The organism is Sulfitobacter sp. JL08 (assembly GCF_003352045.1).
Classification (GTDB): domain Bacteria; phylum Pseudomonadota; class Alphaproteobacteria; order Rhodobacterales; family Rhodobacteraceae; genus JL08.
Genome location: NZ_CP025815.1, coordinates 4,019,369 through 4,045,904, shown reverse-complemented (window position 1 = coordinate 4,045,904; position 26,536 = coordinate 4,019,369). Strand labels below are relative to the sequence as shown.

Genomic DNA, 26,536 nt, shown 5'->3' with positions numbered 1-26,536 from the left:
AGCCCTTCGATTGCACAAAAAACCTGATGACAGATATCCAAACCCAACCGGCACAGGCGCCAAAACGATATGTTTTTTTGCTGTTGCCGGGTTTTTCGCAATTGGGTTTCACCTGTGCCCTTGAAACCTTGTCGCTTGCCAACCGGCATCTGGACCATGGCACCTATTATGCCTGGCGTTTACTAGGTGAAACCGGTCAACCGGTGCGGGCCTGGAACGGCGTAACGGTAGAGGTTGATGATGCCTTGGGGCCGCTGGACAGAAGCGAAACCCTGATCGTTTGCGCAGGAGAACACGTGGGCCGCGCAAGCACCAAACCTATCCTGAACTGGCTTCGGCGCGAAACCCGCAAGGGTATGGATTTTGGCGCGTTGTCTAGCGGTACATATACGCTGGCATTGGCCGGTCTGATCAACGGGAAACGGGTGACAACGCATTGGGAATATAAAACGGCACTAAGCGAGCTGTTGCCAGACGTGATCATGGAAGACAGTATTTATTCGGTCGACGGGAAAGTGTTCACAACAGCCGGTGGTGCCGCTTCGATGGATCTGATGTTGCACAGGGTCAGCGAAGATTACGGTGTGGATCTGGCGCGGTGGGTTGCGGACCAGATGATCTATACGGCACCGCGCGGGCATTCCCACGCGCAACGTATGTCTTTGCGGGTCGGGGGTGAATATCGGCACTCCAAGCTGTCTCTGGCGTTGCAGATCATGCAAAACAATGTTGAAGATCCGCTAAGCTCTGACGATATCGCTGTCGTGACAGGGTTGTCGTCCCGCCAGTTGGAACGGCTGTTTGCGAAACATCTGGGGCAATCGCCCAAACGGTACTATTTGCGGCTGCGTCTTGAACGGGCGCGCGAATTGCTGCGTCAGACCCAAATGTCGATCACCGAAATATCAGTGGCGTGCGGGTTTCGCTCTCCGTCGCATTTTTCAAAAAGTTACCGGCGCGAATTTGGCACCAATCCCAGCCATGACGCTGTTGGTACCGGTCTCTTGTGGCCCGGATCGGACTAGTTCAACAATGGCTCTATCTGCGCCGTGATCTTGCGCGAGGTTGGTTTTGTTGCCGACCCCCAGGTCGCGACGACGGCACCGTCGGGCCCGATCAGCACCTTGTTGAAATTCCATTTCGGAACAAATCCGGTTTGTGCCTTGACGGCTTTGAAAAACGGATGCGCTGTCGTGCCTTTAACAGATGTTATGTCCGTCATCGGCAGATCCATATCGTAGTTCAGCGCGCAAAACTCTTTGACCTCGGCGGCGGTATCCAGTTCCTGATTGAAATCATCGGACGGAACAGCCAGCACAACCAGACCCCGCGATCTGTAGGTATCGTATAACGCCTGCAATTCGGCATATTGGCCGGTAAAGGCACATTGCGACGCAGTGTTCACAACCAGAACCGGTTGGCCGGACCATTCGGACATATCCAAGGTTCCGCCATCAATCGAAGGAAACACACCGACAGGGCCACGTGCCAGGGCCATGCTGCTGATGACTGCAAACAGTGCTGCAAAAACCCAACGGATCATGATTGCTCTCCCTATTATGTGATATATGTACGGACAAAACCGGTTGCCAGATCACAACACGACAGCGCGAGTGGCTTGAAATAACACTTTTATTCCTGGCGCGGCGCGCCATCTAATCATCCTGACCAATTGATCGGAGGCTATATGACCACTTACACAAAAAATCCGGACGTGATCGCCAGCCTGTCACCGGAAGAATATCATGTGACGCAGGAAAGCGGAACCGAACGCCCCGGCACCGGCGCTTTGCTGAACAACAAGGAGCCGGGAATATACGTGGATATCGTATCTGGCGAACCGCTGTTTGCATCGGCTGACAAATACGAAAGCGGGTGCGGCTGGCCCAGTTTCACGAAACCGATCGAACCTGCCCATGTGCAGGAATTGCGCGATGCATCGCTGGGCATGATCCGTACCGAAGTGCGCAGCACCCATGGCGACAGCCATCTGGGCCACGTGTTTCCCGATGGGCCGGCTGATCGGGGCGGGCTGCGCTATTGCATCAATTCGGCGTCGCTGCGGTTTATTCACCGCGATGATATGGAGGCCGAAGGGTACGGGGCCTATTTGAACCAGATAGAGGATATATCGTAATGGCACAGGAACGCGCAGTTTTGGCTGGTGGTTGCTTTTGGGGCATGCAGGATCTGATCCGCAAGCGCGCCGGGGTGTTGTCGACCCGTGTGGGTTACACAGGCGGGGACGTTCCAAATGCAACCTATCGCAATCACGGCACCCACGCCGAAGGGATCGAAGTGATTTTCGACCCTAACACAATCAGTTTTCGCGATTTGCTGGAGCTTTTTTTCCAGATCCACGATCCGACAACCCTGAACCGCCAAGGAAATGATCGCGGGCTAAGCTATCGATCAGCGATCTACTATGTGGATGAGGCGCAGCGGGAAACTGCGCTTGATACGATTGCCGATGTCAACGCATCCGGCATTTGGCCCGGACCCGTGGTGACCGAAGTGGAACCTGTCGGAGATTTCTGGGAGGCAGAACCGGAACATCAGGACTATCTTGAGCGGATTCCAAATGGCTACACCTGTCATTTCCCGCGCGCGGATTGGGTCTTGCCCAAAAGAACAGCGAAAGCATCCTAGCAGGCGTAAGGCGGGGCAATCCCGCCTTACCCGACTGCAATGCGCGGGCGCCCCGACGCTTCGACAACCACAGTTGCTTCGATGAACACCTCGCGGGCTTCCGCAGCGGCCTTTTTTACATCCCGTGTTACCGATATCTGGATATCGCCCGCCCCGGCGGCGCGGGCATCCCCGTCTGCGGCAGTGCGCAAGACAGTCTCAAGCCGTACGAGGGCCTGTTCGGAATCTCCGAAATCTTCGGGGCCCGTATCAAGGTGCACGCGATATCGCCCTTCGGACGGCGATGTGATCGTGCCGCTTTTGCGCATTGTGACCCGCCCGACAACGGCACCGATGGCGTTGGCCACACCTGCGTGTTCGGGCAGGATCATTTCACAGTGCAGTCTTTTGCCAACCGCGGGATAATAGGTCGGGGCGGAGGCGCCCAGACCGATCACCGGCACGTTGACCGATGCTTCGAACCGGATCAGACCCGCGTGGCGATCGAACCCCTTTCGGGTCAGGACATGGCGTGCCAACTGTTCGGGCGTCAGGCCAAAATCGCTGTCTTCTTCTGAAAAAACAGTCTCTAATATAGCTAACGACGTTTGTTCCGTCAGTTGATCGATGATCATCCGGGCCATATCGTCAGGGTTTTGCGCAAGGGTTTCACCAGCGCCGGTGCGCCGACGTCCAAACAGGATCAGCGCCATCCGGGCAGCATCGACATTCCAGACCAATGACAGGCCAAGCGCGTGGCTGGCATCAGACGGTGTCAGGCCTGCAATCTGGACAAGGCCGCGTTCGACCAGTCGCTTGAGGGATCCGATTTCGACCCGGTTTCGCAATATGTGCCCCACCGGATGAACAGCATCGCCGATCCGCTCAAGAACGGCCGCTTCCCGCGGTCCCAGACCTTCTATGGTCTGGCCTTGTACAGCGCGCACAAATCGCCCGTCATGATCGCCGGGCACGGCAGCGCGCAATTGCGCTTCCAGTATCGCCAGGACAATGTCAGGTGCATCCATCGCCAAAAGCGATATCGGCAACAGACGGCGCGGCCCCAGGGTTACGCTGCCTTTCAGTCCTTCCGAAATGAAATGAACTTCGCTGTCACCCCCCAGACCGGTCGTGCGCATCGCGACGGCTTCGACCATTGTCCGGTAAGGCCCGACACGTGCGCCACCCGGATCAATGGCGGGCCGCCCGTCTTTCAGAACGGCCACATCCGTGGTGGTGCCCCCGATATCCGAAACCAGCGCGTGATCCGCCTTGGTTAACCACCGCGCCCCGACAATAGACGCCGCAGGCCCGCTCAGGATCGTTTCAATCGGCCGCTCCCGTGCCATCTTTGACGATATCAACGCACCATCACCCCGAACGACCATCAAGGGTGCGGATATGCCCAGATCGCGCAGTTTGTCTTCGGCCCGCCCGATCAACCGATCGATCATGCCGATCAGACGCGCATTCAGAACCGCTGTCATCGCGCGCTTTGGGCCATTCAGTTTCGCCGACAGTTGATGAGACGACGAAACAGGCCGGCCTGTCACCGAATGGACAAGTTCGGCGGCGCGCAATTCGTGTGCCGGGTTGCGGGTTGCGAATTGCGCCGCAACGGCAAATCCCGAAACATCGTTTTTATGGTCTTCCAGAAAGGCAACCAGCGCCGTCTCGTCCAATGGTGCCGCCTGTCCGCCTGCGTGATTGTGGCCCCCGCCCAGCACCAGATAGGGATCGCCTTTCAAGGCTTCCAACAGGCCATGTGTTGCCAGATCGCGTTCCTTGAAACCGATATAGATCAAGGCAACACGGCCCCCCTGACCTTCGACAAGCGCGTTGGTGGCCAGTGTCGTCGACAGCGACGCCATCGCGATGTCCGCAACATCAATGCCTGACCGGTCCAGAACCGCAGCCACCGCGCCGCCGACGCCCACCGCCAGATCGTGCCGCGTGGTCAGCGATTTGGCGCTGGCAATTACGGTTTCATCATCCCGGATCAGAACCGCATCTGTATAGGTGCCGCCCGTATCTACGCCCAACAATACTGACACGTCTGTCTCCTTCCTGTTTGATAGCGGTTTAATCAAAAGACGGGACGTTGCCAGTCTTTAAACGGCATTGGATGGCCTATTTTGCCGATCCGGCCCGGCCCAGCCGGTCAATCGCCCAGCGTGCCGCATCGGAAACCGCCGGATCCGGATCCTCAACCAGCGAGCGGGCGGTTTCTGTCAGGCCCGCATCGGCCGAATTTCCCACGGCGTAAAGAACATTTCGCACAAAGCGGTTGCGACCGATCCGTTTTACGGGCGAACCGGAAAACAGGCTGCGAAACCCTGCATCATCCAGTTTCGCCAGATCAGCCAGTTTTGGTGCTATCAGGTCATCGCGTGCGGCATATCTCATGTCGGATGCTTTGAGTGCAAACTTGTTCCATGGGCAAACAGCCAGACAATCGTCGCATCCGTAGATGTGATTGCCCAGCAACGGCCGCAGATCTGTGTCAACCGGGCCGGAATGTTCGATCGTCAGATACGAAATGCAACGCCGCGCGTCCAACTGGTAGGGTGCAGGAAACGCGTTTGTCGGGCACACATCCAGACAGGCACGGCAGGATCCGCAATTGTCGGTTTCCGCGGGATCGGTCGGCAGTGTCAGAGTCGTGAAAATAGACCCTAAAAAGGCCCAATTGCCCCATTCCCGACTGACCAGGTTTGTGTGTTTCCCCTGCCATCCCAGCCCTGCTGCCTGCCCCAGCGCCTTTTCCGGAACCGGTGCGGTATCAACAAAGACCTTCACTTCGCAGGGTCGCTGTTCGATCAGCCAGCGGGCCAGCCTTTTCAGGCGTTTTTTGACCACATCGTGATAATCCCGGTTTTGCGCGTAAACCGAAATGGCGCCACTTTCGGAGTGGTTCAGCACGTCAAGCGGGTCGTGTTCAGGCGCATAGCTGTCGGCAAGCATGATAACGGATTGCGCTTCGGGCCAGAGTGCGGACGGATCACCGCGCCAGTTCATCCGGTCTGCCATCCACGACATCTGTCCGTGGTATCCAGACTCTACAAAGGCATTCAGCCGCGCGCGCACCTCTGGCACGTCCCACGGGCGGCACAGTTTGCAGGCAACAAATCCAAGGTTTCGGGCTTCCTCGATCAGCCTTTTCTTCAGATCGTCGCTCATGTCGAAAGTTGAGGGCCGGGGGTGGCACCCTTCCTGCAAAGGCAATTGATCGCGGCGGAAAGATCAGAAATCAAGGTCATTGTAATGGCGTGGCGGCGGAAAGCCGGGGACCTGATCGGCCAGTATGGACCGGAATGCAGGCCGTGATTTGATCTTGGCATACCAGTCCTTGACCACGTCAGAGCGGTTCCAGTCGACGTCGGAAATGTAATCCAGTGAACTCAGATGTGCAGCCGCGGCAAAATCAGCCAGTGACATGTGATCGCCGGCCAGCCAGCGGCGGTGATCCAAAAGCCATGTCATGTAATCAAGATGGTACTTGATGGCCTTGGCGCCGTCCTTGACGTTCCGGCTGTCGGGAAACCCATGCCCCATGACCTTTTTGTTCACCCGTTCGTACAAAAGCTTTGATGTCACTTCGTGATGGAATTTGTCATCAAACCAGTTCACCAGGCGGCGCACTTCCAGGCGGCCCACTGAATCCTTGGGCAACAAAGGCGGTTCGGGTCGGGTTTCTTCGATGTATTCGCAGATCGGGCCGCTTTCGGCCATCATCAGCCCGTCAAGTTTCAGCACCGGCACCTTGGCGGCGGGGTTGCGACGCAGAAAATCCGGATCCGCCTCCCAGTACCTCTCTTCAACCAGTTCAACCTCGATTTTCTTTTCGGCAAGGCTCAGCCTTACTTTCCGGCAGAACGGTGACAGGGGAACATGAAATAGGCGGGCCATGCATTCTAATCCAGATCGAACAAAGGTTCTTCTTCAATGCCCGCTGGCGCGTGATATTTCAACTCTCGAAACACGCTGACCGGCCATCCGCGCGGATCGTGGCCGCCCCGTCCTGAATGGAAGCGGCACGTTTGCGCGTTGTCGCGGACGGATCAGAGGCGGATCGTGTTTTTGGTGCGGGAAGGATGGCGGCCAGTCGTGCTGCCTGAGCATCTGACAACCTGTCAGGCGTTACACCAAAATAGTGATCTGCCGCCGCTTTCACCCCAAACACGCCTTCGTCGAATTCGGCGACGTTCAGGTAGACTTCGATGATCCTGCGTTTGGACCAGATCGCTTCGACCAGCGGCGTCAGGCCCGCCTCCAGCGCTTTTCTGATCCATGTGCGCCCATGCCAAAGTAAGACATTCTTGACTGTTTGCTGGGTGATCGTCGATGCGCCGCGATTGCTGCCCGCTTCGATTGCGGCCTTGATCGCGGGTAGATCAAACCCCCAGTGGTTGCAGAAATTCGCGTCTTCCGCAGCAACGACAGATCGTGCCATCGCCGGATTGATCTGCGTCAGCGCGACCCATTCCTGTTTCACGCCGCCCAATCGGCGGGATTCTGACATCATGTAAAGATTTGTGGGGGGATTTACCCAGTTCAACAGCAAAACAGCCAATACGAAAAAGGCGAAGATCGCCAATGCGCCGCGCGCGGCCCAGCGCAATACGCGTCTTATCGGGCCGGTTTGGGGTGTCTTGCCCGCCTTGGCCTTGGATTTGGTTTTGGACCGGGTCGTTTTTGATTTCGATGCCTGTGACATGTGCCTAGCTATAGGCGGCAGCGCGCCCCGAGAAAAGCGCAAGATCGCGCAACCGGCAGCCCGGCCGCTTTGAAAAACGACCTGACGGATCGGCGATACAAATCAGGGCGCGGAACCGGTATCCGGACCGCGCCCCAGAAAGACGTGTGAAGAACTGCTATTCCGCGGGCATTGCGGTATCCGACAACCCCAGCGGAGCGGCGAGGTGGACCAGCATTTCTTTCGGGCAGATCTGCATGAAATTGCCAATCTCAAGATCCCAGTGCTGTAGCAGGTCGATTGCTTTGCGACTGCCGGTTTCAGCAGCATGGCGCTGCACCAGTTCTTCCAGTTCCTTCAGCCAATGCGGCACTGTTACAGGGCAAGTTACAACAGTTTCCATGTTCATCAGCGTTTTCGAATGGCCGGTCGGGTCGTACAAGTAGGCCATACCCCCCGTCATGCCGGCCGCGAAATTCGCACCGATTTCACCCAGAATGACCGCAACACCGCCTGTCATATATTCACACCCGTTGCTGCCACAGCCTTCGATCACGGCCTTGGCGCCCGAATTGCGCACGGCAAACCGTTCGCCGGCGCGACCTGCCGCAAACAGATAGCCGTCGGTCGCGCCATAGAGCACCGTGTTGCCGATGATCGTGTTCTTGGACGCATCCAGCGGGCTGGCCATTGGCGGGCGCACAACGATCGTTCCGCCGGAAAGACCCTTGCCCACATAATCGTTCGCATCGCCACTGACCTCAAGTTTCAGCCCCGGTGCCGCAAATGCGCCAAGGGATTGGCCGGCAGAGCCTGTCAACTTGACCGTCAGATGGTTGGGTTGCAGCGTGTTGCGCATGCCAAACCGTTTCACGATGTGGCTGGACGTGCGGGCACCTACCGTGCGGTGAGTGTTCTGCACCGCATAGGACAGCTGCATTTTTTCGCCATCTTCCAGGAATCGCGCCGCATCGCGGACGATTTCTGCATCCAGCGTATCCGGCACGGCATTTCGTGGCCGGTTGCGATCGTAAACGATTTCAGATGCGCCATCTACGGTGATCAGCAACGGGTTAAGATCCAGATCGTCCAGATGCGCAGACCCGCGCGATACCTGTGTCAGAAGATCGGCACGGCCAATCACCTCGTCCAGGGATCGGGCACCGATTGCAGCCAGCAATTCACGCACTTCGGTGGCATAGAACGTGATCAGGTTCACAACCTTGTCTGCGTTACCGGTGAACTTTGCCCGCAATGCATCATCCTGCGTGCATACGCCCACAGGGCAGGTGTTGCTTTGGCACTGGCGCACCATGATGCAGCCCATCGCGATCAGCGCAGCGGTGCCGATACCGTATTCTTCGGCACCCATCATCGCGGCCATGACAATATCGCGGCCGGTGCGCAAACCGCCATCGGTGCGCAACGTGATCCGGTCGCGCAGCTTGTTCATGCTGAGAACCTGATGTGCTTCGGTCAGACCCATTTCCCATGGCAGGCCCGCGTATTTGATGGATGTCGCAGGCGACGCTCCGGTGCCGCCATTGTGACCCGAAATAAGGATAATGTCGGCTTTTGCCTTGGCCACACCGGCTGCAATTGTCCCGACACCCGAGCTGGCGACGAGCTTTACAGTCACCTTGCAGCGCGGGTTGATCTGTTTGAGATCATAGATCAGCTGGGCCAGATCCTCGATCGAATAGATGTCGTGATGCGGCGGCGGTGAAATCAGTGTCACACCGGGGGTGGAATGGCGCAAACGTGCGATCAGTTCGGTCACTTTCATGCCGGGCAACTGGCCGCCTTCGCCGGGTTTGGCCCCCTGGGCCACCTTGATTTCCAGTTCTTCGCATTGGTTCAGATATTCGGCCGTTACCCCGAAGCGGCCGGATGCCACCTGTTTGATCTTGGCAGACGGATTATCGCCGTTGGGTTCGGGTACAAAATGGGCGGGGTCTTCGCCGCCTTCGCCGGAATCCGATTTGGCACCGATCCGGTTCATTGCCACGTTCAGCGTCTTGTGCGCCTCGGGGCTAAGGGCGCCAAGCGACATGCCAGGGGTGACAAACCGCTTGCGGATGCTGGTGATGCTTTCCACTTCCTCGATCGGTACGGGCGCGCCCAATGGCTTGATCTCAAGAAGGTCGCGCAGATGAATGGGCGGATTGCTTTTCATCTTGGCGCTGTATTGCTTCCACATTTCATAAGATGCCTTGTTGCAGGCCATCTGCAACATGTGCATCGACGTGGCTTCCCATGCGTGGGTTTCACCGCTTGTGCGCGCCTTGTAAAAGCCTCCGATCGGCATGACGGTTCCGTCACCCTGCCAGCCGCGTGTGTGCACCTCTTCGGCCTTGCGCTGGATGCCGACCACGCCAATGCCGGAAATCCGGCTTGTCATACCGGGGAAATATTCGGCACACATGGCCCGGCTTAACCCGACGGCCTCGAAATTCAGACCGCCGCGATAGCTGGAAATGACCGAAATGCCCATTTTTGCCATGATCTTGAGCAGACCCTGATCAATGGCTTCGCGATAACGCGCAACTGCTTCTGTCAGCGGACCATCCAGCAATCCGCGACTGATGCGGTCGGCCAGAGTATCCTCGGCCAGATAGGGGTTCACGATAGTTGCACCGCACCCGATCAGAACGGCGAAATAATGCGGATCAATGCATTCCGCCGACCGCACCGTGACAGAACAGAATGTGCGCAATCCCTTGCGGATCAAGTGGCTGTGCACGGCGCTGGTTGCCAGAATCATCGGCATCGCAACCTTGTCGTTGTTCGACAGATGATCCGACAGAACGATATGCCCGGCGCCGGATCGCACGGCATCTTCGGCTTCGGCCCTGACGCGGGCCAAGGCGGCATTCAATGCCCCGGTTCCGGGCGCGAAACTACAGTCGATCTCGACCAGATCGGCGTTGAAATGTTCGCGCAACTCTTCAAACTGGGTGTTCCCGATAAACGGGCTTTCCATCACCAGAATTTCGGTCTGGTTGCTGTCTTCGTCCAGCACGTTCTTCAGGTTTCCGAACCGCGTCTTAAGGCTCATCACGCGGTATTCGCGCAAACTGTCGATGGGCGGGTTTGTGACCTGCGAAAAATTCTGGCGGAAAAAATGGCTAAGCGGCCGGTACTGTTTTGACAACACGGCCGAAGGCGTATCATCGCCCATGGACGCGAGGGTTTCCTTGCCATCTTCGGCCATAGGCGCAAGGATTTGTTCAATTTCTTCAATGGTGTAACCCGCTGCGATCTGGCGCTTACGCAACTCGGGTCCGTCAAACACAGCTTTTTCAGTGACGGCAGACAGGTGCTGATCCAGTTCCTTGATCTTGCCGACCCATTCGCCAAACGGCTGCGCATCCGACAGCTTATTCTTGATTTCGGTGTCGTGATACAGCCGACCCTCGGCCATATCGACCGCAATCAACTGACCCGGGCCAAGCGCGCCTTTTTCAACAACGCCAGCTTCGTTGATCGGCACCATTCCGGCCTCGGATCCAGCAATCAGCAAGCCGCTGCCTGTCACCACATAGCGCATCGGGCGCAGCCCGTTCCGGTCAAGACCGGCGCACACCCAGCGCCCGTCCGTCATGGCCAGTGCGGCAGGGCCGTCCCATGGTTCCATGACCGAATTGCAATAGGAATACATATCACGCCACGCCTGCGGCAGTTCGATGGCCTGTTTGCTCCAGCTTTCAGGGACAAGCATGGTTTTTGCCATGGGCGCATTGCGCCCCGCACGCACCAGAACCTCGAACACGGCGTCCAGGGCGCCCGAATCCGATGATCCCTGGGGAATGATCGGTTTGATATCTTCCGCCATGTCCCCGAACGTGCTCGACGCCATGCGAATCTCGTGGCTTTTCATCCAGTTGACGTTGCCCTTGAGCGTGTTGATTTCGCCGTTATGGGCCAGCATCCGAAATGGCTGGGCCAGCCACCATTGCGGGAACGTGTTGGTGGAATAGCGCTGGTGATAGATGGCAAAGGCGCTTTCAAACCGTTCATCCATCAGGTCGGGATAGAAAACGGCAACCTGTTCGGCCAGCATCATGCCTTTGTAGATGATCGAACGGCATGACAAAGACGCGATATACAGACCCTGTACATGGGCCGCAGCCGCAGCTTTTTCGACGCGGCGCCGGATCACGTAAAGCTCGCGCTCAAAGGTTTCCTCATCAACGCCTTTGGAATTGCTGATGATGATCTGTTCAATTTCAGGCCGCGTCGCGTTCGCCTTTTCGCCCAGACAGGTGATATCGACCGGAACGTGCCGCCATCCGTAGATGTAATAGCCCATGCGCAGCACTTCGGTTTCCATGATCGTGCGGCAGGTTTCCTGTGCGGCAAAATTGGTGCGGGGCAGAAACACCTGACCCACCGCAATAAGCTGATCCATACGTGGCGTGTGCCCGGTTCTTTCGATCTGGTTGTAGAAGAACGGCACCGGAATCTGTACGTGAATGCCGGCCCCGTCTCCGGTCTTGCCATCAGCATCCACCGCGCCGCGATGCCAGATCGCCTTGAGCGCCTGAATCCCCTTTTCCACGACTGTGCGCGATGGCGACCCGTCAAGGGACACAACAAGACCGACGCCACAGGAAGAATGCTCATCTTCTTCGGAATAGAGACTGTTTTCAGCCATCCATTTGCGCTTTTCTTCTTCGGCCCGCACCCACGCATCATCAAATTTTGTCATGGTGTATCTTCCTCTCGAACGAAGGGGTTGTTCTTTTCATAATCCGCTTTGGTGATCCGATTGTGATCGCCGCGAAATGCGTAACCGGTGGGGCATTTGTCTGCGTAAACTTCTCGGACAAGGCTTGCATCGCCCGCGTTGTCAAACAGGCCCGGCACAAGTTCGATAAATCGTGCATTCGCTCCGGAGGTGTCGCGCAGCCAAAGTGCGGATCCGCAGTGGTCACACCAGGCGCGTTCGGCAAAAGAAGACGACTGGTGGCGTTTGACGGGGCCGCTGACCTGTACATGATCACTATCGACCGCAATGCCCATTTGCACCGATCCGCTCCAGCGGCGGCACATATCGCAATGACACGCCGAAATCGCGTCCAGTGGGGCTGTGACGGTCACGCGGACTTCGCCGCACAGGCATCTGCCGGTCGTGTTGGTCATGATGGCCCACCAGTGCCGGATGTAAACAGCGCAATTGTTTCCGCTTCGCTCAATCGTTGATGATCGCCAGCCAGCGCATAACCGTCCGGTTTCTGGTCGCTGTTGAATTCAAGGTTCAGCGTGTTGCCGGCCGCATTCTGAAACAGGCCCGCCGCCAGATTGCGGTGTCGGTCATGGACCGTCATGTACCAAAGCGCGGACCCGCAGGTGTCACAAAACGCCCGTTCGGCCCATTCGGAAGACCGGAAAACTCTGGCTGGCCCGTCGACGGTGATCGTATCCTGATCACAGGGGATCGACATGAACATGCTGCTTGTCCAGCGGCGGCACATGTCGCAGTGGCAGGCCCGGATAACCGGCGCACCGCGCTGGGCGCGCAGAGTGACGGCACCGCACATGCACTGTCCTGTTATGAACCCGTCCTGTTTCATGGCTGTTATTCGGCCGCCACAGCCGCCGCCGCGTTGAACTGGTCAAGTATGGCCGCCGCTGCATCGCGCCCGTCCTTGATTGCCCACACCACAAGGGATGCCCCGCGCACAATATCGCCCACGGCATAAACCCCCGGCAAAGCCGTGGCGCCTGTCGTGAAATCTGCCTTGATGGTGCCCCAGCGTGTAACTTCAAGTTCTGGCTGGTTCCAGAGTGTGGGCAGGTCTTCCGGTTCAAAACCCAGCGCCTTGATCACAAGATCGGCGTCTTCGACATAATCGGCGTCTTCGATCACTTCGGGGGCCTGACGCCCTGTTGCGTCCGGTGCGCCAAGACGCATCTTTTGCACCATAACACCTGTCACGGGATCGCCTGCAAAACCTTTGGGCGCGCTAAGCCATTCAAACACAACACCTTCTTCTTCGGCGTTCTGCACTTCGCGTTGTGATCCGGGCATGTTGGCGCGATCCCGCCGGTACAGACACTTGACCGACACAGCCCCCTGACGGACAGACGTGCGGACACAATCCATTGCCGTGTCGCCGCCGCCAATCACGACAACCCGCTTGCCCTGGGCATTCAGCGCGCCGGAATCGAATTCCGGCACGGCATCGCCGAAACTTTTGCGGTTGCTTGCCGTCAGGAATTCAATCGCGCTTACAACACCCTCTGCGGCGCTGCCGGGGGCCTGCAGATCGCGTGTCTTGTAAACGCCGGTCGCAACCAGAATTGCATCATGGCGCGCGCGCAGGTCTTCGAACGAAATGTCTTCGCCCACGTTGCAATTCAGCTCAAACTTGACGCCGCCTTGTTCCAGCTGTTCGTTGCGGCGCATCACCACGTCTTTTTCCAGTTTGAAACCGGGAATACCGTAGGTCAGCAATCCGCCTGCGCGGTCATAACGGTCATAAATAGTGACTTGTATGCCGGCGCGGCGCAACACATCCGCCGCGGCCAGACCGCCGGGGCCGGCACCGATAATTCCAACGCTTTCGGCGCGTTCCTGACCCGGATCAATCGGTTTGACCCAGCCTTTTTCCCATGCCGTATCCGTTAGGTACTTTTCGACCGAACCGATTGTAACTGTGCCGTGGCCTGATTGCTCGATCACGCAATTGCCTTCGCACAGGCGATCCTGGGGGCAGATCCGTCCGCATATTTCGGGAAAGGTATTCGTGGCCTGGCTAAGCTCGTAGGCTTCTTGCAGACGGCCTTCGGCAGTCAAACGCAGCCAGTCGGGGATATTGTTGTGCAGCGGGCAATGGGTCTGGCAATAGGGCACCCCACACTGGCTGCACCGGCTTGCCTGTTCCTTTGCCTTTTCGTCGGCATATTCGGCATAGATTTCATCGAAATCGGCGCTGCGCGCTTGCGCATCCCGCTTTTCGGGCATGATCCGCTCAATGTTCACGAATTTAAGCATGGGCTGTTTGGCCAAATTTCCGACTCCCCTTGGCGATCCCGACTCGGTCCAGTGTCTTTAAAACACCTGTAAACGATAAAAAAGTCAGTAATAGTGACCTAGTTTCAATTATTTTGGCTTCCGGCACTGCGCCTGTGGTCAAAAATGCAAAATTTAGGTAACAAATGTGACCTAAATGCTGTCTTTCCATTTGAACAAAAGAACTTATACGGAGGGCAGGCAGTAGACGTGTGCGAAAGCTGAACGGTATGACTTTGTTCAATTTGATACTTGTAGCCCTTGTCCAGGGGGTGACCGAGTTTTTGCCTGTGTCGTCTTCCGGCCACCTTATTCTGCTGCCGTCACTGACCGGGATGAACGATCAGGGGCAGGTTATCGATGTTGCCGTTCACGTCGGATCGCTTGTGGCGGTTGTGATGTATTTCTGGACCGACGTGAGGATGGCCCTGCATGGCCTGAAGCGTCTGGCCGTCGGCAAGGTTGACACCGATGGCGCCATACTTGCGTTCTGTCTGTGTCTGTCCACACTTCCGGTTGCGGTTGCGGGCCTGATCATCGCGGTGGCCGGATGGGAAGAACACCTGCGTTCTGTCGCACTGATCGGGTGGACCATGCTGATTTTTGGTGTGGTTCTGTACTGGGCCGACAGAACCGGACCAAATGCTAAAACCAGCGCGCACTGGACAGCAAAAGATGCGGTTGTCATGGGATTGTGGCAGGTGCTTGCCCTGCTTCCGGGAACATCTCGATCGGGCATAACGATCACCGGCGCCCGGCGTCTGGGCTACAAGCGAGAGGACGCCGCCCGGCTTGGCATGTTGATGTCAATCCCGACGATCCTTGCCTCCGGCTTTCTGGTCGGAGGGGAAGTGTTCGCAACAGCAAATGTGGAAACCGCCCGCGCCGGTGCGATCGCAGCCGTATTTTCGTTTATCGCCGCTTTGGTGGCGCTGATGCTGATGATGCGCCTTTTGCGCAGTGTCAGTTTCACGCCCTACGTGATCTACAGAATCGCCCTCGGGCTGGTTCTTCTGGTCATCGCCTATTCCTGAGCGCGCATTTTCACCGCGGATTCCTTGATGGTGTCATATTGCCCGGACGGACGGAACCGCCACAGATAATCCGGCAGCACAGCCTCAAGCGCGGTGGCTTTGATCCCCAGATCCGCCAATCCCTTTGCGCCTTCGGAAACAATGTTGTCATTGCGCAGATTGCGCACCTGATCGCAGGTGATCTGGGCCGGGATCAACCCGAACGACACAGTATGGGTCATGTCAAAGACAAATCCCATGATCGATGCGGCCCAGAACGGTATGTTCAGAACCAGCCGGCGCCGGCGGATGACACCCAGCATCTGGCCCATCAATTCACGGAACGTGCTGACATCCGGACCGCCCAACTCGTAAACACCGCCCGCAGCCTTGCCTGTGGCACCCAGAACGGCGGCCTGCGCGACATCATCGACATAGACCGGCTGGAACAATGTATCCGCGCCCACAACGGGCAGAACCGGGCCAAAGCGCGCCATGCCTGCAAACCGGTTGAAAAAACCATCCTCGGCCCCGAACACAATTGAAGGACGCAGGATCATCGCATCGGGCATGTGTTTCAGAACACCCGCTTCGCCCAGAGCCTTGGTGCGGGCATATTCACTGTCGGATTCTGTGTTGGCCCCGATGGCAGACAGTTGGACAAGACGCGATACGCCTTCGGCCGCAGCCAGTCTGGCGACACGTTCGGCGCCTTCGGCCTGTACCGTATCAAACTTGTTCTTGCCGGCTTCCGCCAGAATACCCACGCAGTTGATCACCGCATCGGCCCCGGACATTGCGGCGGCAACAGACGCGTCATCGCGGATGTTGCACAGGATCGGTTCGACCTGTCCCACGACGCCGTAGGGTTTCACAAACATCGCTTCGTTCGGTCGCCGCACCGCCACGCGAACACGCCAGCCTTCTTTTGCCATGCGCCGCGCAACGTATCGGCCCACAAAGCCGGACCCGCCATAAATGGTGACCAGTTTGGACATCAAATGCTCCTGCGTTTCTTGGTTGCCCAGATGTATCGCCCGCACGCTCTGCAAACAAGGTGCAAAAACGCCGCTGTCCGGCAAGGCAGAATTAAACACGCGGATGAAAGGCAAAGTTTTGGCCCGGTTTGCCTGCCGTGGTGGCAGTGTGAATAATCCGGAGAAAAGGCAATTGACACGTCTGCGTCACCATCGTAAACGCACATTTCACGACACCGGCCCAGGTGGCGGAATGGTAGACGCGCTAGCTTCAGGTGCTAGTACTCGCAAGGGTGTGGAGGTTCGAGTCCTCTCCTGGGCACCACTATACCTTCAAAAATTCCTTATATAGCTGTTTTTACTTGCCTTATCGACTTGAGGTCATGCGATTTCACATACATTATCGCATACAAGGCACATACAATCATGGCTTTATCAGTGGAAATCAAGCACGTAACCAAACTCAAAAATGGCTCCTATCTGTTTCGACGGAGGCTTCCGGCTAAAGTCTTCAGAGCCACCGGGCATGAGTTCTTCGAAATTACAATGCGGAGTAAAGACCCGTCCTCTGAGAGTTTCGTGAAGGAACATGCCCTGCTATTGCGAGAGTGGAAAGCGCTGTCGGATACCTACAAAGCGTCCATAAAGGCGACAGAGCTGTCACCCCAGCAAGCCTACAACGAAGCCCTCAAGAAGCGCGCAGAGTTGCTGAATGGAGTCGTTGGCCTGTCGGAGGCAGACGCAGTATCGGTTATCCTCGAACATAGCGGAGACCAGTTCGATAGTTTGACTCGACGCGTATTGGCGGACCCAAAAGTCGCAAAGCCTGCCTACACGTTGGCAGACGCCCGCGTGAAGTATGTGAAGGACAAAGGCATTGGGTCCAATATCAAGAAGATGCAGCGCATTGACAGAGCCTTTGACCGACTAGAGGAAGCAATAGGTCCCCCAAAGGAAATCGCATTGGTGGACCTCAAGAAGAAACATGGAGAGAAGTGGTTAGATACACTGAAGGATTATCGACAAGCTAACGGGCAACCCTATGCAGTCGACACCATGAAGCGCATGACGAACGATCTGAAGGCCGTTGTGAATCATGCAATCACCTTCGTGGACTTTGACAAGCCGGTTTCAAACCCGTTCACGAAACTTCCCTTCCCCTCAAAGGAACAGATCAAGGCTGTAGAGCGAAAGGCATCTATGCCCGATGACATGATGCATTTAATAACGGCTCGAATAGCCCAGCGCGCCCGCGTCCCAGATTTATTGACAATATGGAAGATGCTCTCCGTAACCGGATGTAGGCTCTCTGAAGTTGGCTTCCTCCAGATGAAAGACATCGACCTCGACGGAAGCGAAAGTGAAGGCATTCCAGTGGTTCATGTTAGGCCGAATGAATTCAGACGAATAAAAGACTTGGCCACAATGCGCACCTTGCCGCTTGTCGGAAGAGGCCTTGAAGCTGCACGCCAACACGCAGCCAAAAGGGCGGCTGAAGGTGCTGGACCGGGCGACGCTCTCTTCCCCGCATACGCAAAAGTGACCTACCACTGCGCAGCATAGCTCTGGTCGATCACGCCACCTGTTCAAACTCATAATTGGGAATGCCACAAAACCCCTCTAGGCATCAGGAAAACATCGTGTTATCGACATCGCCAAAAAGGAACAGACGAGTCTTTAGCATGGAAAAACAAGACAAAAGCTCTGAAGGCTCGGACGCAATACCAGAGGTTTTGGTTCATACTTTTGCGAATGGAATCAGGGTTCCACAGGATGCGCTGCTGTCGGTTCAGCGCGACCGCTACGAGACCTTGGGCAGCGGTAATGTACATGAACCGGAAGAGGAGGCTTGGTTTCAAACCATCCTAGAGCAAACTGGAGACACAGGAACATATGTCGATGTAGGTGCTGCCATCGGCTACTACGTTGCGTTGGTACTTAGGTCAAAGCTGGAGTGGAAAGTCATATCCTTGGAGCCAAACCCCGATATGCGGGTTTTTTTGAGTCAGACTCTTGACCTCAACAGCATCGATCGAGCCAAGGTTTATGTGATTCCGAAGGCGCTGTACGACAAAGATGGCAGCGCACCCTTTCGGTTGCAATCTTTCGGCTCCGCTATTCTGGAAAATTCCTCTCGCGAAAATGGGCATTTTGATTTCTTGAAAAGAGCACTGATGACGATTGTAAGGCCTCTTGGAAAACAGAATGAGGGTGAGGTTCTCAATGTTCCGACTCTTAGTTTTAGAGCGCTGGCGAGGGAAGCCGGTGGTCCAATCGATCTATTGAAGATGGACATTCAGGGTGGCGAAAGAACGGTTGTACCTGCGGCTGAAGAGTTTCTCAACAACGGTGCCGTTAAATGGCTAATTATTGGAACTCACGGGGATAAGGCACACGATGCCTGCATCAGGACGCTGCGCCAAAAGTTCGAAATCGTTGATGACAGACGAGTTGTTCGAGGCCAACCCGATGGTCTGATAGTCGCGCGATTCCGAGAATGAGATTTTGACCTACTAATTGTTCGCTCAGGCGGGATAGATATCTTTAATTGATGTTGAACCATGATAAGCAAGCTGCGTAGTAAATTCGAAAAGTATTCAACAAGGCAAAACGCCCTACAGCAAGTGCGGGAAAACGGGTTTTGGTTCGTTGATATACCGCGCACCTCTTCCTCTTCGATTAAGGCGGAACTCGGCCTCCACTTCGGCCCCGCATATGGGAAAGCCAACTTAATCGAAACGGAATATGCCACGAAACAATGGTTGAATGATCATGTGCCAGCCAGAGAAATGCGCACAATGATTGGTAAGAAATACTGGCAGGATTTGTATACTTTTACCTTTGTACGCAATCCCTATGACAGGATTGCATCTTTATACCATTACTTGAGAAAGCGTAGTGAGATTCCCAGAGAATGGAGTTTTTCAGAGTTTGTTCGCAGACTCTTAAACGCTAACAAAAAAACAGAGTATTTCCGTTTCCACGGGCTGAGATACGGTGCTGCAGATTTTGTTTTGGGCAAAGATGGAACCGTTCTTGTTGAAAATATTTTCAAATATGAGAATCGGAGCGACGGTATCAGACAGATAGCTGATAAGCTTGGGCTAAAAGAATTCGGTGAGTGTCATGTCCAAGGCGCTTCTCCGGTAGGTCAAAACTACCGCATAATGTACGATGATCAAACACGGGAACTGGTTTCGCAACGCTTTGCGACAGACCTTAAGTTGTTTGATTATAGATTTTGAAACCCCACAAACACGAAAGGCTGCACAAGAACTGTTGAATGTCACCCAGAACTGACCCGGTAGAGGTCAGAATTGTCACTGAGAAATGACGCATGCCCAGACATTTCGGAGCCACGGTCCGATGTGAGCGAGCGATAGAGGTCTTTGCGCAGTTTTCAAAGGTAGGTACTATGACAACTCCATCGCCGAAACCTTCTCAAATGTATGACATCTCCGAGAAGACCGTCTAGAAGAGGCGCAAGCACCATAGTGCAGAAACTTATGCAACAACTCTGTGCAAAGGGTAATCATCATGGCCAACCTTCTTTCGCTTTTTCGCCGCCCCAAAAGTAGGCCTGGTGGCTATCTCCTGATCAAACGGTGGGGCGCAGGATTCTGGTCAGATGTGGACATGGTTGTGACTCACCTTCTCGCAGCTGACTTGATGCAGAGAAAACCCATCGTACAGTGGGGCACGGAGGGACCATATGCCAATGGCACAGCGGACACTTTTGATTTGTACTTTGAACCTGTATCAGACACCCTAGCTTCAGATTTAAGCGGTTCAATCTACCCGACGAACTGGACCAACTCAAACCTCTTGGATGAATTACCATTCCCTCATACCGGTGAGATCCATGAAATATTTGGCGGCTATCATCTTTGTGGGGAAAAGGGTCTTGTGCCGAAATCAGACCGGCTGTTCAGATTTCTCAGGCATCGTGAAGAAGATATTGTCGTCGTCTATTGCTGGCAAGATGCTAACAGAATCCTGCGAAGGTCCCCGCGTCGCCGAGCCACAATGCAAGATTTACGGATCGAGATGATGCGAGATCGCATTATTTTGAAACCCGAATTGCAGGACCAGATCGCCACCTATCGCGCCACGAACCTGGATGGGCACCCGGTGATGTCCGTGCATTTACGCGGCTCCGATAAAGTATATGAAAACTCTCTTTTAAATGCTCAGAATGAAGCTGCGTTCGCATTGTCACGTGACTGGATCGAAGGTGATGGGAGAAACCTAATTTTTCTCGCAACTGACACCGCCAGATACGTTAATCGCTGGAAGGAGGCGTTCGGTGAGGACCGGGTCAGGTTACAAAACTGCCTGCGAAGCGAGCACGAGACGCCCAATTTCCTGCGGGAGGGATCGGACGGATATCGCAATGGATGCGAGGTCATCCTAGATACCTATATTGCAGCGGGATGCGACCGCTTCGTCGGTAATTCTAGCTCCACTGTGGCTAGATATGTGGCGGCCATTGGGCAATTTCCACCGGATCGGTTGCATTGGCTGGATCAGTAAGTGAAGGACCGGCTAATATGTGCAGATCGCACACACTAGTGTTCCCCAGACCGACCCATCCAGCAGGTTGTGTGATGGCTTCAACAAACACCACCTTGGCACACTGCGATGCCATCGGGGGCACGCTTCCACGCCGTCAACAAAGACGGAAAATCCTGCCTCGGGACGGAGTTCTGCTACATATGCCCAGATTACTATACGTCACGGTCCATTCCGCCTACCTGCCTCATTTGATCGTGCCAGGCCGCCAGCGCACGTGACTTTGCTTTTCTCAACCGCAACAGCGCAAGTCTTCGCGTTACGTATTCCCTGATCGGGTTCTTGTATTTAACATAGTCTTGACGGTTTAGATGGGAAACATTTTTAATCGAAAAATCATTAATCCCGAAGTGCTCGCTAAGAAATTCTTTATATTTATCAAAATACGGTATTCTTTTTGGATTGTTTGTCGAATACCAAGGCTTACCTCCAGAAACAAAATGAAGCAGGATTGGGTCGGCTTGCTCCAAAATATCGATGTATTCATCTGACATTGGAAAATTATATCTTGGGCTGAGCAACTTGTAGCGATGACTGAAGATCATATTCAAAAATGATTGGTCATGCATTTTAAGAAGATGCCGATTCGTCTTAATCCTTTCTGCCGCTTCATCTGCTGGCAAGATATCTCTGTACTTCTGGCCGTCCAGCAAAAGCATGCCGGAGTTAAAATATCGGTCAGGCATTTTCGCGACTCGCTTAGTATACCGTCGCAATGAGCGACGTTTTTTTGATGTCCCCCAAAGGTTGCTATCACGCACAGCTCCAATTGCGCACCCGGTAAGATCAGATTCAAAAATCTCCTGTAATCCTTGGCGCCGCAGAAAGATATCAGCGTCAAGATAGCAAATTCGGTCATACTCAGATAAAAGATGTGGCAGAAAAATACGTATATACGCCTCGATAGAAATTCTGCCGTCAACTCTAAATTGGTCTGTATCGTTGATTGTAACTCGTCCAACCCGCAAACCATTTACCAATTCAGGCGGAACGTAGATATCCTCTGTGCACAGAACGCAAACGTCAAATTTTCGGTCTTTCTCACTACTAATTATCTGACGTGCTAGGAGCATACCTGGTCGAAAGTAATTAGCGTCGCCAGCGATAACAACTGCGTTCTTGAAGGTTCCGGGATTTTCGAAATTAACACTGAAAGGTAACTCAATGGATGGCAAGTGGAGTCCTTTCAGTTATCTGATCTATAGCGACTCTTTTGTAGCTATGTAAACCGAGAATAATTCTCTTATTGGAGCGCGTCCATCTTAACCGAGTTCACGGTTCCCGACTTCACTTCTGTCCCACAGGTGCTGACTGCTGACACATAACCAGCAGTGTTCGAACATAAAAACTATGTAAAAAAAGGGGCAGAGCTGGAGCCTAACGCTCTGCTCTGCCAATGAGCAGCCCCACTTGAGTGGTCCAATTTGAAAGTTAGTGCATGATTGGCCTTTGGTCCATCGGTACGATGGCCTCTGGCGCGGGTGGGCGGTAAACCGGTAGTTGCCTGCAGGATAGTATCAAGGGTTGGTCTTATACCCAATGGGGGTGAGGAACGTGGAATAGTTTTTGGCAAGGTGGCCGATGGAAGTTCCGACATGGTTTGGAAACAATTCTCAAAAGGTCACAGTGTTTCACCACAAAATTCTGAGGCCCAGAGATATATAAGAGGGGCCGCGCGCACCCCCCGTACTGCCCCCAGGCAGCCATTTTCTAAAGAAGAAATGTCTCTTTAGTTCATGCATTTAAATGGATTACACAATCTTCCTCAGCCGACAGATTTACCTGCAAGAAAACAACCCCTATCATCCACTTCCGATCATCCGGTCAATCATTCCCACCACATCGGCAACCAACATCGACAAGCCTGACATATCCCTCAGGGTTTCCCACTGGGCTTGCTCTAGTGGGAACTCCAACACACCCCAATTTCCTTCCCATATAAATGATGTTGACGTTCTTGGAGCGTTATCCCATAAAGTCTTAGACTCTTATTGGAAGGATTGAACCATGATCATCGGATACGCACGGACCTCTACCACAGACCAGAAGGCAGGACTTGAGGCACAACTCAGGGACTTGAGGGCTGCTGGCTGTGAGAAGGTATTCACGGAGGAGGTGTCGTCTGTCGATGTTGTGGTACCCCCTTAGATCGCTTCAGCCTCCCCTGAGACCCGCCAAAGGCATGGGGGGGAAACGCAAGAGCCTCGCTATTGATAAGGCTCTCGCATTTTTCTGGCTCAGATATCCCTGAAGTATGTCGCATCAGGATCGGGGCTGAAGGTGAAGCTGAAGGCATCTTTGTAGCGGCCACCGGTTGATGAGACCTCAGTTGCTCCAGTGTCCGCCATAGCTTACCAAGAAAGGTGATCATTACCTCAGGAAACTCCTTATCATTGGCATGACATCGCGCGCATTGATGGCAAAACTTCATCCCGAGAAAGTCGATATCTGGACCGCGAGGATGCTCGCTGGAAAGCCGGTTCGGCTTGCAACAGTTGCCATGGCAAACAAAACGGCGCGCGTGATCTGGGCAATGCTGACGAGGCAGGAGAATTACCGGCAGCCGATCACCTGATCGGGAAACCTGCCAGAAATGCAAGACGCATGATGTGATGACGCGGAATAAGTCAACCAAGAGCGAGGACACTCCGGGAATGACGATGGCCTCTTTAGGCCGTGAAGCCGATTGGAACCTCGCTTGCGGAAATCATCAAGGCCAGTGGCAGATCACCACGTGAACAGGCCGGACAGACGACTGTACTGATTAAATGCCGCAATAAACGTCAAAAATGTCTTGCAATGCAGGAGCCATCCACAGAGGTCATTTAAAACCAGACTGAGGCGCCAAATTCAAACCGCCCTTTCGCCGCGAGCGTTTTCGACCATCGAGGAGCGGACAAAGTTAGCTTTCGCTACGGTTGCGCGAATGTCTGCTTTGCCAATCGCCACCCACAGGCCTTTCTCTTACTGAAAAACCCTCAAGGGATAGTAAATAAGAAAAGTTGCTGCACCAATGTTTAACCAGAGGACAAATCCAACGGTAAACATTGTTGTACTCAGCGCTACTGCTATGAGTACCACTCCCGTTTGACATAACTTTGTAAGGAAAAATGGTATGTATTTGGTTTTCCGTACTTTCAAAGTATGAGTGCAACCATGAATATCAGAATCATTTCACAACACTTAGCGGTATTTCTTGTACTAATTCTGGCAGGATGTGGCCGTGCTCCGCAACTTATTGGCATAATGAACCCGGAGGTCTCCCTAGACTCCGTCGAAGAACTTACCAAACACAGGATTTTCCTGATGTCGACTCGGGACGCGTCCGATGTATCAGGTGTATTCTACTCGTCCGAGAGGGCACCAGAACTTGGACTTGCCTCGGTTGATGCGACCGTGCCGCCAACCCATATCACTGGGGTGCTGGAACGCCCCAAGAGGTTGCCACCTGATCCGCGCACAGAATTTACCGTCGTCAACCCGACAGTGTATGGCAATGAAGCGGCCTTTATTGCTGAAATCAATCGCGAGCTATCGAAACGTTCCCCTGGCAAGAGAGAGATTCTCATCTTTATCCACGGCTTCAACAACACAACAAGTGATGCGACTCTAAGGCTCGCTCAGTTTGTAGAAGACACGGGCTTTTTAGGTGTGCCCGTGCTTTTCACCTGGGCTTCAGCGGCAAAAGGGAGCGAGTATGTCTATGACCTCAACAGCGCTCTCATCGCGCGTTCGCAAATCGGGAATATGGCCGCGATTCTCAACAAAACAAGAGCTGAGAAAGCCGACATATTTGCGCATTCTATGGGCACATTCCTCGCCATGGAGGGGCTCGTAAAGCAACATGCATCCGGCCGCTTGGGCAAAGGAACCGAGATTGACAATATCATTCTTGCGTCACCTGACATTGATCTGAACTTGTTTGAGACCCAGATTGCCGAACTTCCGCCTTCTATCGTCAAGAAGATGTATCTCTTGGTCTCTAGGGATGACTTCGCGCTACGCTTCTCCCGCCGGATCGCAGGTGGCGTCCAGCGTGTCGGCGCAGCGGACACGGAAGAGTTAGATCGCCTTGGTGTTACCGTCATAGACCTTTCCAGCATAGAAGATTCGAGCTCCGGTAGCCATTCCAAGTTTGCGGGTTCTCCCGAAGTGGTTCAACTAATCGGCGCTGGCATGAACTCGAGCCGCCGTTTCGGCAAAACTGGCAGCAGTACTACATTCGAGGAACTTTTGGCCAACGTGCCGGTTACAGTGGTAAGAAATTAGAGGTGTTGTAGGTTCCGCCAGACGAGTCAGGTTAGCTAGCAGACTTTCTCTGATATCCTCGCCGAAGGAGCAGATTAGGGTGTATTTTCCGGATCGTCATTTACGCGAGGCTTTCTGACAGTGTGTCTGAGCGGAATTGTCTGCCTTTCGCTGCGGTCGCATCGTTGCGCTGTTAGCTGACGAAAAATCCGATTGTTTGGTAATAAACGCGCCTTCGCCTCTATTCCGTAGCGATTGCTTTTTTATTTCGGCTTAAGCGATGTTCAGCCAGAAACTAATTTTTCCTCGACATGCGCCGAGAAGAACCCGGCGTCATTCCAGTCCACTTTTTGAATGCGCGAATGAAGTGTTGCTTCGACGTGTAGCCAACCTTTTTTGCGATTTCAGCAACCTTGGCTTCGGTGTTAAAAAGGAAATCTTCCGCAACCTGCCTGCGCGTTTCCTCCAGCATTTCTCCGAAGGACCTACCTTCTGCTTTCAACCGTCTTTGCAACGTCCTGCGCTCCAAATGAAGTTGATCTGATATTTCTCCAAGGTCGGTTATGCCGTCTTTCACAAAGTTTTGGAGGGCTAAGGAAAAAGCGTCTGAAAAACTGCTGGGCGGTTTGCTCTCCGCCAGGTTGCGCAAGTCGCTGAACGTGAACGGGTCAGAACCTGAGGAGCCATCCAATGAGCCGGACACAATGTCGGTCAGACAGCCTATCATTTCGACCCCGGTTTCAATGCCTTCAACATCCACACAGAAGAACTGGCTCAGATGCTCAGCGCGCGCTCCGTTTGCGGCTGCTATGCGGAGAACCGCGGGTCTCCAGTCCGGCCCTTCAAAACTTCGGATCAGGTTCATCAACAGGGCTGCCACCCCATCGCATTGTTGCCGTGACCCAAGAGCCCTGGGTGTGGGAGGCTGATAACGCAAATCAAATCGGTCGCCTTGAATGCTCAATCTTAAACTTGACCCGTTTTCATGGTACTTGAGTGTGCGTGCGGCCCTTCGCAATGCTTCGGCCGAAGTTGGTGCCGACATGGCATAGCGTCCGAACGATCCAAGTTCTGCGAAAGGTAGTGCGTCACCCAAAATTGCCCCGAGAAGGGGCTGATTGCTTTGACGGGCAACTAATTCCAGCAGCCGGACGTACTCGGCATTGGGCAAGTACGCATCAGCGTCACTCTTCCAGCGGCTGGAAAAACCACCAGCCTGCAAAACCTCCTCAATACTGTCTGTTCCCAAAAGATCTTCCATCAATCCGACAATAGCGGAAACCTCTTCTCCACTAACAAGCGATATTTCGGCATTGCGCATGCGACTGCCTTCTGGCTCAGGTCAGCCAGGATTTGGCCGTATCCAAACATATAGAACATTTTG

Annotated in this window: 22 protein-coding genes, 1 tRNA gene and 1 pseudogene; 12 read left to right on the top strand and 12 right to left on the bottom strand. The window is 54.4% G+C overall.

The window, feature by feature from the left end; all coding sequences use genetic code 11:
- Positions 1-26: 26 nt before the first annotated feature.
- Complete coding sequence (locus tag C1J05_RS19855; RefSeq protein WP_114871775.1) at positions 27-1,025, top strand: GlxA family transcriptional regulator; 999 nt, start codon at positions 27-29, stop codon at positions 1,023-1,025.
- On the opposite strand, the gene C1J05_RS19850 is transcribed toward C1J05_RS19855, so the two are convergent.
- Complete coding sequence (locus tag C1J05_RS19850) at positions 1,022-1,543, bottom strand: glutathione peroxidase (protein WP_114871774.1); 522 nt, start codon at positions 1,541-1,543, stop codon at positions 1,022-1,024. The two genes, C1J05_RS19855 and C1J05_RS19850, sit on opposite strands and share 4 nt — an antisense overlap.
- Positions 1,544-1,687: 144 nt before the next feature.
- Between C1J05_RS19850 and msrB the strand changes: the two genes are divergently transcribed.
- Positions 1,688-2,137 (top strand): peptide-methionine (R)-S-oxide reductase MsrB, encoded by a 450-nt coding sequence (gene msrB / locus C1J05_RS19845; protein WP_114871773.1) that lies wholly within the window; start codon positions 1,688-1,690, stop codon positions 2,135-2,137.
- Positions 2,137-2,649: a peptide-methionine (S)-S-oxide reductase MsrA gene (gene msrA, locus C1J05_RS19840; RefSeq protein WP_114871772.1), complete on the top strand. Its 513-nt coding sequence runs from the start codon at positions 2,137-2,139 to the stop codon at positions 2,647-2,649. The genes msrB and msrA overlap by 1 nt, the downstream gene beginning before the upstream one ends.
- A 26-nt stretch (positions 2,650-2,675) precedes the next feature.
- Here the strand turns inward: msrA and C1J05_RS19835 are convergent, their stop codons facing one another.
- The 8 genes from C1J05_RS19835 to C1J05_RS19800 form a co-directional block, all read right to left on the bottom strand.
- The gene (locus C1J05_RS19835; protein WP_114871771.1) at positions 2,676-4,682 is read right to left on the bottom strand and encodes a hydantoinase/oxoprolinase N-terminal domain-containing protein; all 2,007 of its coding nucleotides are present in this window, start codon (positions 4,680-4,682) and stop codon (positions 2,676-2,678) included.
- A gap of 76 nt (positions 4,683-4,758) precedes the next feature.
- Positions 4,759-5,808, bottom strand: a complete 1,050-nt coding sequence (gene queG / locus C1J05_RS19830; protein ID WP_114871770.1) for a tRNA epoxyqueuosine(34) reductase QueG — start codon at positions 5,806-5,808, stop codon at positions 4,759-4,761.
- Between the two features lie 63 nt (positions 5,809-5,871).
- Positions 5,872-6,537, bottom strand: coding sequence for an FtsZ-binding protein FzlA (gene fzlA / locus C1J05_RS19825; RefSeq protein WP_114871769.1), 666 nt, complete (start codon positions 6,535-6,537; stop codon positions 5,872-5,874).
- A gap of 58 nt (positions 6,538-6,595) precedes the next feature.
- Complete coding sequence (gene mtgA, locus C1J05_RS19820) at positions 6,596-7,345, bottom strand: monofunctional biosynthetic peptidoglycan transglycosylase (protein ID WP_114871768.1); 750 nt, start codon at positions 7,343-7,345, stop codon at positions 6,596-6,598.
- A gap of 157 nt (positions 7,346-7,502) precedes the next feature.
- The gene (gene gltB, locus C1J05_RS19815) at positions 7,503-12,035 is read right to left on the bottom strand and encodes a glutamate synthase large subunit (protein ID WP_114871767.1); all 4,533 of its coding nucleotides are present in this window, start codon (positions 12,033-12,035) and stop codon (positions 7,503-7,505) included.
- Positions 12,032-12,469: a GFA family protein gene (locus tag C1J05_RS19810; protein ID WP_114871766.1), complete on the bottom strand. Its 438-nt coding sequence runs from the start codon at positions 12,467-12,469 to the stop codon at positions 12,032-12,034. Before C1J05_RS19810 ends, gltB begins: the two co-directional genes overlap by 4 nt.
- Complete coding sequence (locus tag C1J05_RS19805; protein WP_254684659.1) at positions 12,466-12,867, bottom strand: GFA family protein; 402 nt, start codon at positions 12,865-12,867, stop codon at positions 12,466-12,468. The genes C1J05_RS19810 and C1J05_RS19805 overlap by 4 nt, the downstream gene beginning before the upstream one ends.
- A gap of 38 nt (positions 12,868-12,905) precedes the next feature.
- Entirely contained in the window at positions 12,906-14,339 is a 1,434-nt protein-coding gene (locus tag C1J05_RS19800) for an NAD(P)-dependent oxidoreductase (protein ID WP_114871764.1), read from the bottom strand.
- 233 nt (positions 14,340-14,572) lie between these two features.
- Here C1J05_RS19800 and C1J05_RS19795 point away from each other — a divergent pair, with 233 nt between their 5' ends.
- Positions 14,573-15,376 carry an undecaprenyl-diphosphate phosphatase gene (locus C1J05_RS19795; protein ID WP_114871763.1) on the top strand — a complete coding sequence of 268 codons (804 nt, stop codon included), beginning with the start codon at positions 14,573-14,575 and terminating at the stop codon, positions 15,374-15,376.
- Here the strand turns inward: C1J05_RS19795 and C1J05_RS19790 are convergent.
- Positions 15,367-16,353 (bottom strand): complex I NDUFA9 subunit family protein, encoded by a 987-nt coding sequence (locus C1J05_RS19790; RefSeq protein ID WP_114872473.1) that lies wholly within the window; start codon positions 16,351-16,353, stop codon positions 15,367-15,369. The two genes, C1J05_RS19795 and C1J05_RS19790, sit on opposite strands and share 10 nt — an antisense overlap.
- A 218-nt stretch (positions 16,354-16,571) precedes the next feature.
- Between C1J05_RS19790 and C1J05_RS19785 the strand changes: the two genes are divergently transcribed.
- From C1J05_RS19785 to C1J05_RS19765, 5 genes are all read left to right on the top strand, one after another.
- Positions 16,572-16,657: transfer RNA gene (locus tag C1J05_RS19785), tRNA-Leu, on the top strand.
- Between the two features lie 101 nt (positions 16,658-16,758).
- Positions 16,759-17,895, top strand: a complete 1,137-nt coding sequence (locus tag C1J05_RS19780) for a hypothetical protein (RefSeq protein WP_114871762.1) — start codon at positions 16,759-16,761, stop codon at positions 17,893-17,895.
- A gap of 119 nt (positions 17,896-18,014) precedes the next feature.
- Positions 18,015-18,833 (top strand): FkbM family methyltransferase, encoded by an 819-nt coding sequence (locus C1J05_RS19775; RefSeq protein WP_162798148.1) that lies wholly within the window; start codon positions 18,015-18,017, stop codon positions 18,831-18,833.
- Between the two features lie 60 nt (positions 18,834-18,893).
- The gene (locus C1J05_RS19770; protein WP_114871760.1) at positions 18,894-19,577 is read left to right on the top strand and encodes a sulfotransferase family 2 domain-containing protein; all 684 of its coding nucleotides are present in this window, start codon (positions 18,894-18,896) and stop codon (positions 19,575-19,577) included.
- A 292-nt stretch (positions 19,578-19,869) separates the two neighbouring features.
- Positions 19,870-20,865 carry an O-fucosyltransferase family protein gene (locus C1J05_RS19765; protein ID WP_162798147.1) on the top strand — a complete coding sequence of 332 codons (996 nt, stop codon included), beginning with the start codon at positions 19,870-19,872 and terminating at the stop codon, positions 20,863-20,865.
- 194 nt (positions 20,866-21,059) lie between these two features.
- On the opposite strand, the gene C1J05_RS19760 is transcribed toward C1J05_RS19765, so the two are convergent.
- Positions 21,060-22,079: a glycosyltransferase gene (locus C1J05_RS19760; protein WP_162798146.1), complete on the bottom strand. Its 1,020-nt coding sequence runs from the start codon at positions 22,077-22,079 to the stop codon at positions 21,060-21,062.
- 832 nt (positions 22,080-22,911) lie between these two features.
- Here C1J05_RS19760 and C1J05_RS19755 point away from each other — a divergent pair.
- From C1J05_RS19755 to C1J05_RS19750, 3 genes and pseudogenes are all read left to right on the top strand, one after another.
- A pseudogene (locus tag C1J05_RS19755) lies at positions 22,912-23,037 on the top strand (recombinase family protein); the annotation flags it as partial.
- A gap of 283 nt (positions 23,038-23,320) precedes the next feature.
- Positions 23,321-23,479, top strand: a complete 159-nt coding sequence (locus tag C1J05_RS21615) for a hypothetical protein (protein WP_162798145.1) — start codon at positions 23,321-23,323, stop codon at positions 23,477-23,479.
- A 581-nt stretch (positions 23,480-24,060) separates the two neighbouring features.
- A complete protein-coding gene (locus tag C1J05_RS19750) occupies positions 24,061-25,173 on the top strand; it encodes an alpha/beta hydrolase (RefSeq protein ID WP_114872472.1) in 1,113 nt (370 codons plus the stop codon).
- Between the two features lie 274 nt (positions 25,174-25,447).
- Here the strand turns inward: C1J05_RS19750 and C1J05_RS19745 are convergent, their stop codons facing one another.
- Positions 25,448-26,473 carry an AraC family transcriptional regulator gene (locus C1J05_RS19745; protein ID WP_114871757.1) on the bottom strand — a complete coding sequence of 342 codons (1,026 nt, stop codon included), beginning with the start codon at positions 26,471-26,473 and terminating at the stop codon, positions 25,448-25,450.
- Positions 26,474-26,536: the final 63 nt, after the last annotated feature.

Coding starts and splice junctions, on each gene's coding strand:
- C1J05_RS19855 (WP_114871775.1), top strand. CDS start 27: ATGACAGATATCCAAACCCAACCGGCACAGGCGCCAAAACGATATGTT.
- C1J05_RS19850 (WP_114871774.1), bottom strand. CDS start 1,543: ATGATCCGTTGGGTTTTTGCAGCACTGTTTGCAGTCATCAGCAGCATG.
- msrB (WP_114871773.1), top strand. CDS start 1,688: ATGACCACTTACACAAAAAATCCGGACGTGATCGCCAGCCTGTCACCG.
- msrA (WP_114871772.1), top strand. CDS start 2,137: ATGGCACAGGAACGCGCAGTTTTGGCTGGTGGTTGCTTTTGGGGCATG.
- queG (WP_114871770.1), bottom strand. CDS start 5,808: ATGAGCGACGATCTGAAGAAAAGGCTGATCGAGGAAGCCCGAAACCTT.
- fzlA (WP_114871769.1), bottom strand. CDS start 6,537: ATGGCCCGCCTATTTCATGTTCCCCTGTCACCGTTCTGCCGGAAAGTA.
- mtgA (WP_114871768.1), bottom strand. CDS start 7,345: ATGTCACAGGCATCGAAATCAAAAACGACCCGGTCCAAAACCAAATCC.
- gltB (WP_114871767.1), bottom strand. CDS start 12,035: ATGACAAAATTTGATGATGCGTGGGTGCGGGCCGAAGAAGAAAAGCGC.
- C1J05_RS19810 (WP_114871766.1), bottom strand. CDS start 12,469: ATGACCAACACGACCGGCAGATGCCTGTGCGGCGAAGTCCGCGTGACC.
- C1J05_RS19805 (WP_254684659.1), bottom strand. CDS start 12,867: ATGTGCGGTGCCGTCACTCTGCGCGCCCAGCGCGGTGCGCCGGTTATC.
- C1J05_RS19795 (WP_114871763.1), top strand. CDS start 14,573: ATGACTTTGTTCAATTTGATACTTGTAGCCCTTGTCCAGGGGGTGACC.
- C1J05_RS19790 (WP_114872473.1), bottom strand. CDS start 16,353: ATGTCCAAACTGGTCACCATTTATGGCGGGTCCGGCTTTGTGGGCCGA.
- C1J05_RS19780 (WP_114871762.1), top strand. CDS start 16,759: ATGGCTTTATCAGTGGAAATCAAGCACGTAACCAAACTCAAAAATGGC.
- C1J05_RS19775 (WP_162798148.1), top strand. CDS start 18,015: ATGGAAAAACAAGACAAAAGCTCTGAAGGCTCGGACGCAATACCAGAG.
- C1J05_RS19770 (WP_114871760.1), top strand. CDS start 18,894: ATGATAAGCAAGCTGCGTAGTAAATTCGAAAAGTATTCAACAAGGCAA.
- C1J05_RS19765 (WP_162798147.1), top strand. CDS start 19,870: ATGGCCAACCTTCTTTCGCTTTTTCGCCGCCCCAAAAGTAGGCCTGGT.
- C1J05_RS21615 (WP_162798145.1), top strand. CDS start 23,321: ATGGCAAAACTTCATCCCGAGAAAGTCGATATCTGGACCGCGAGGATG.
- C1J05_RS19750 (WP_114872472.1), top strand. CDS start 24,061: ATGAATATCAGAATCATTTCACAACACTTAGCGGTATTTCTTGTACTA.
- C1J05_RS19745 (WP_114871757.1), bottom strand. CDS start 26,473: ATGCGCAATGCCGAAATATCGCTTGTTAGTGGAGAAGAGGTTTCCGCT.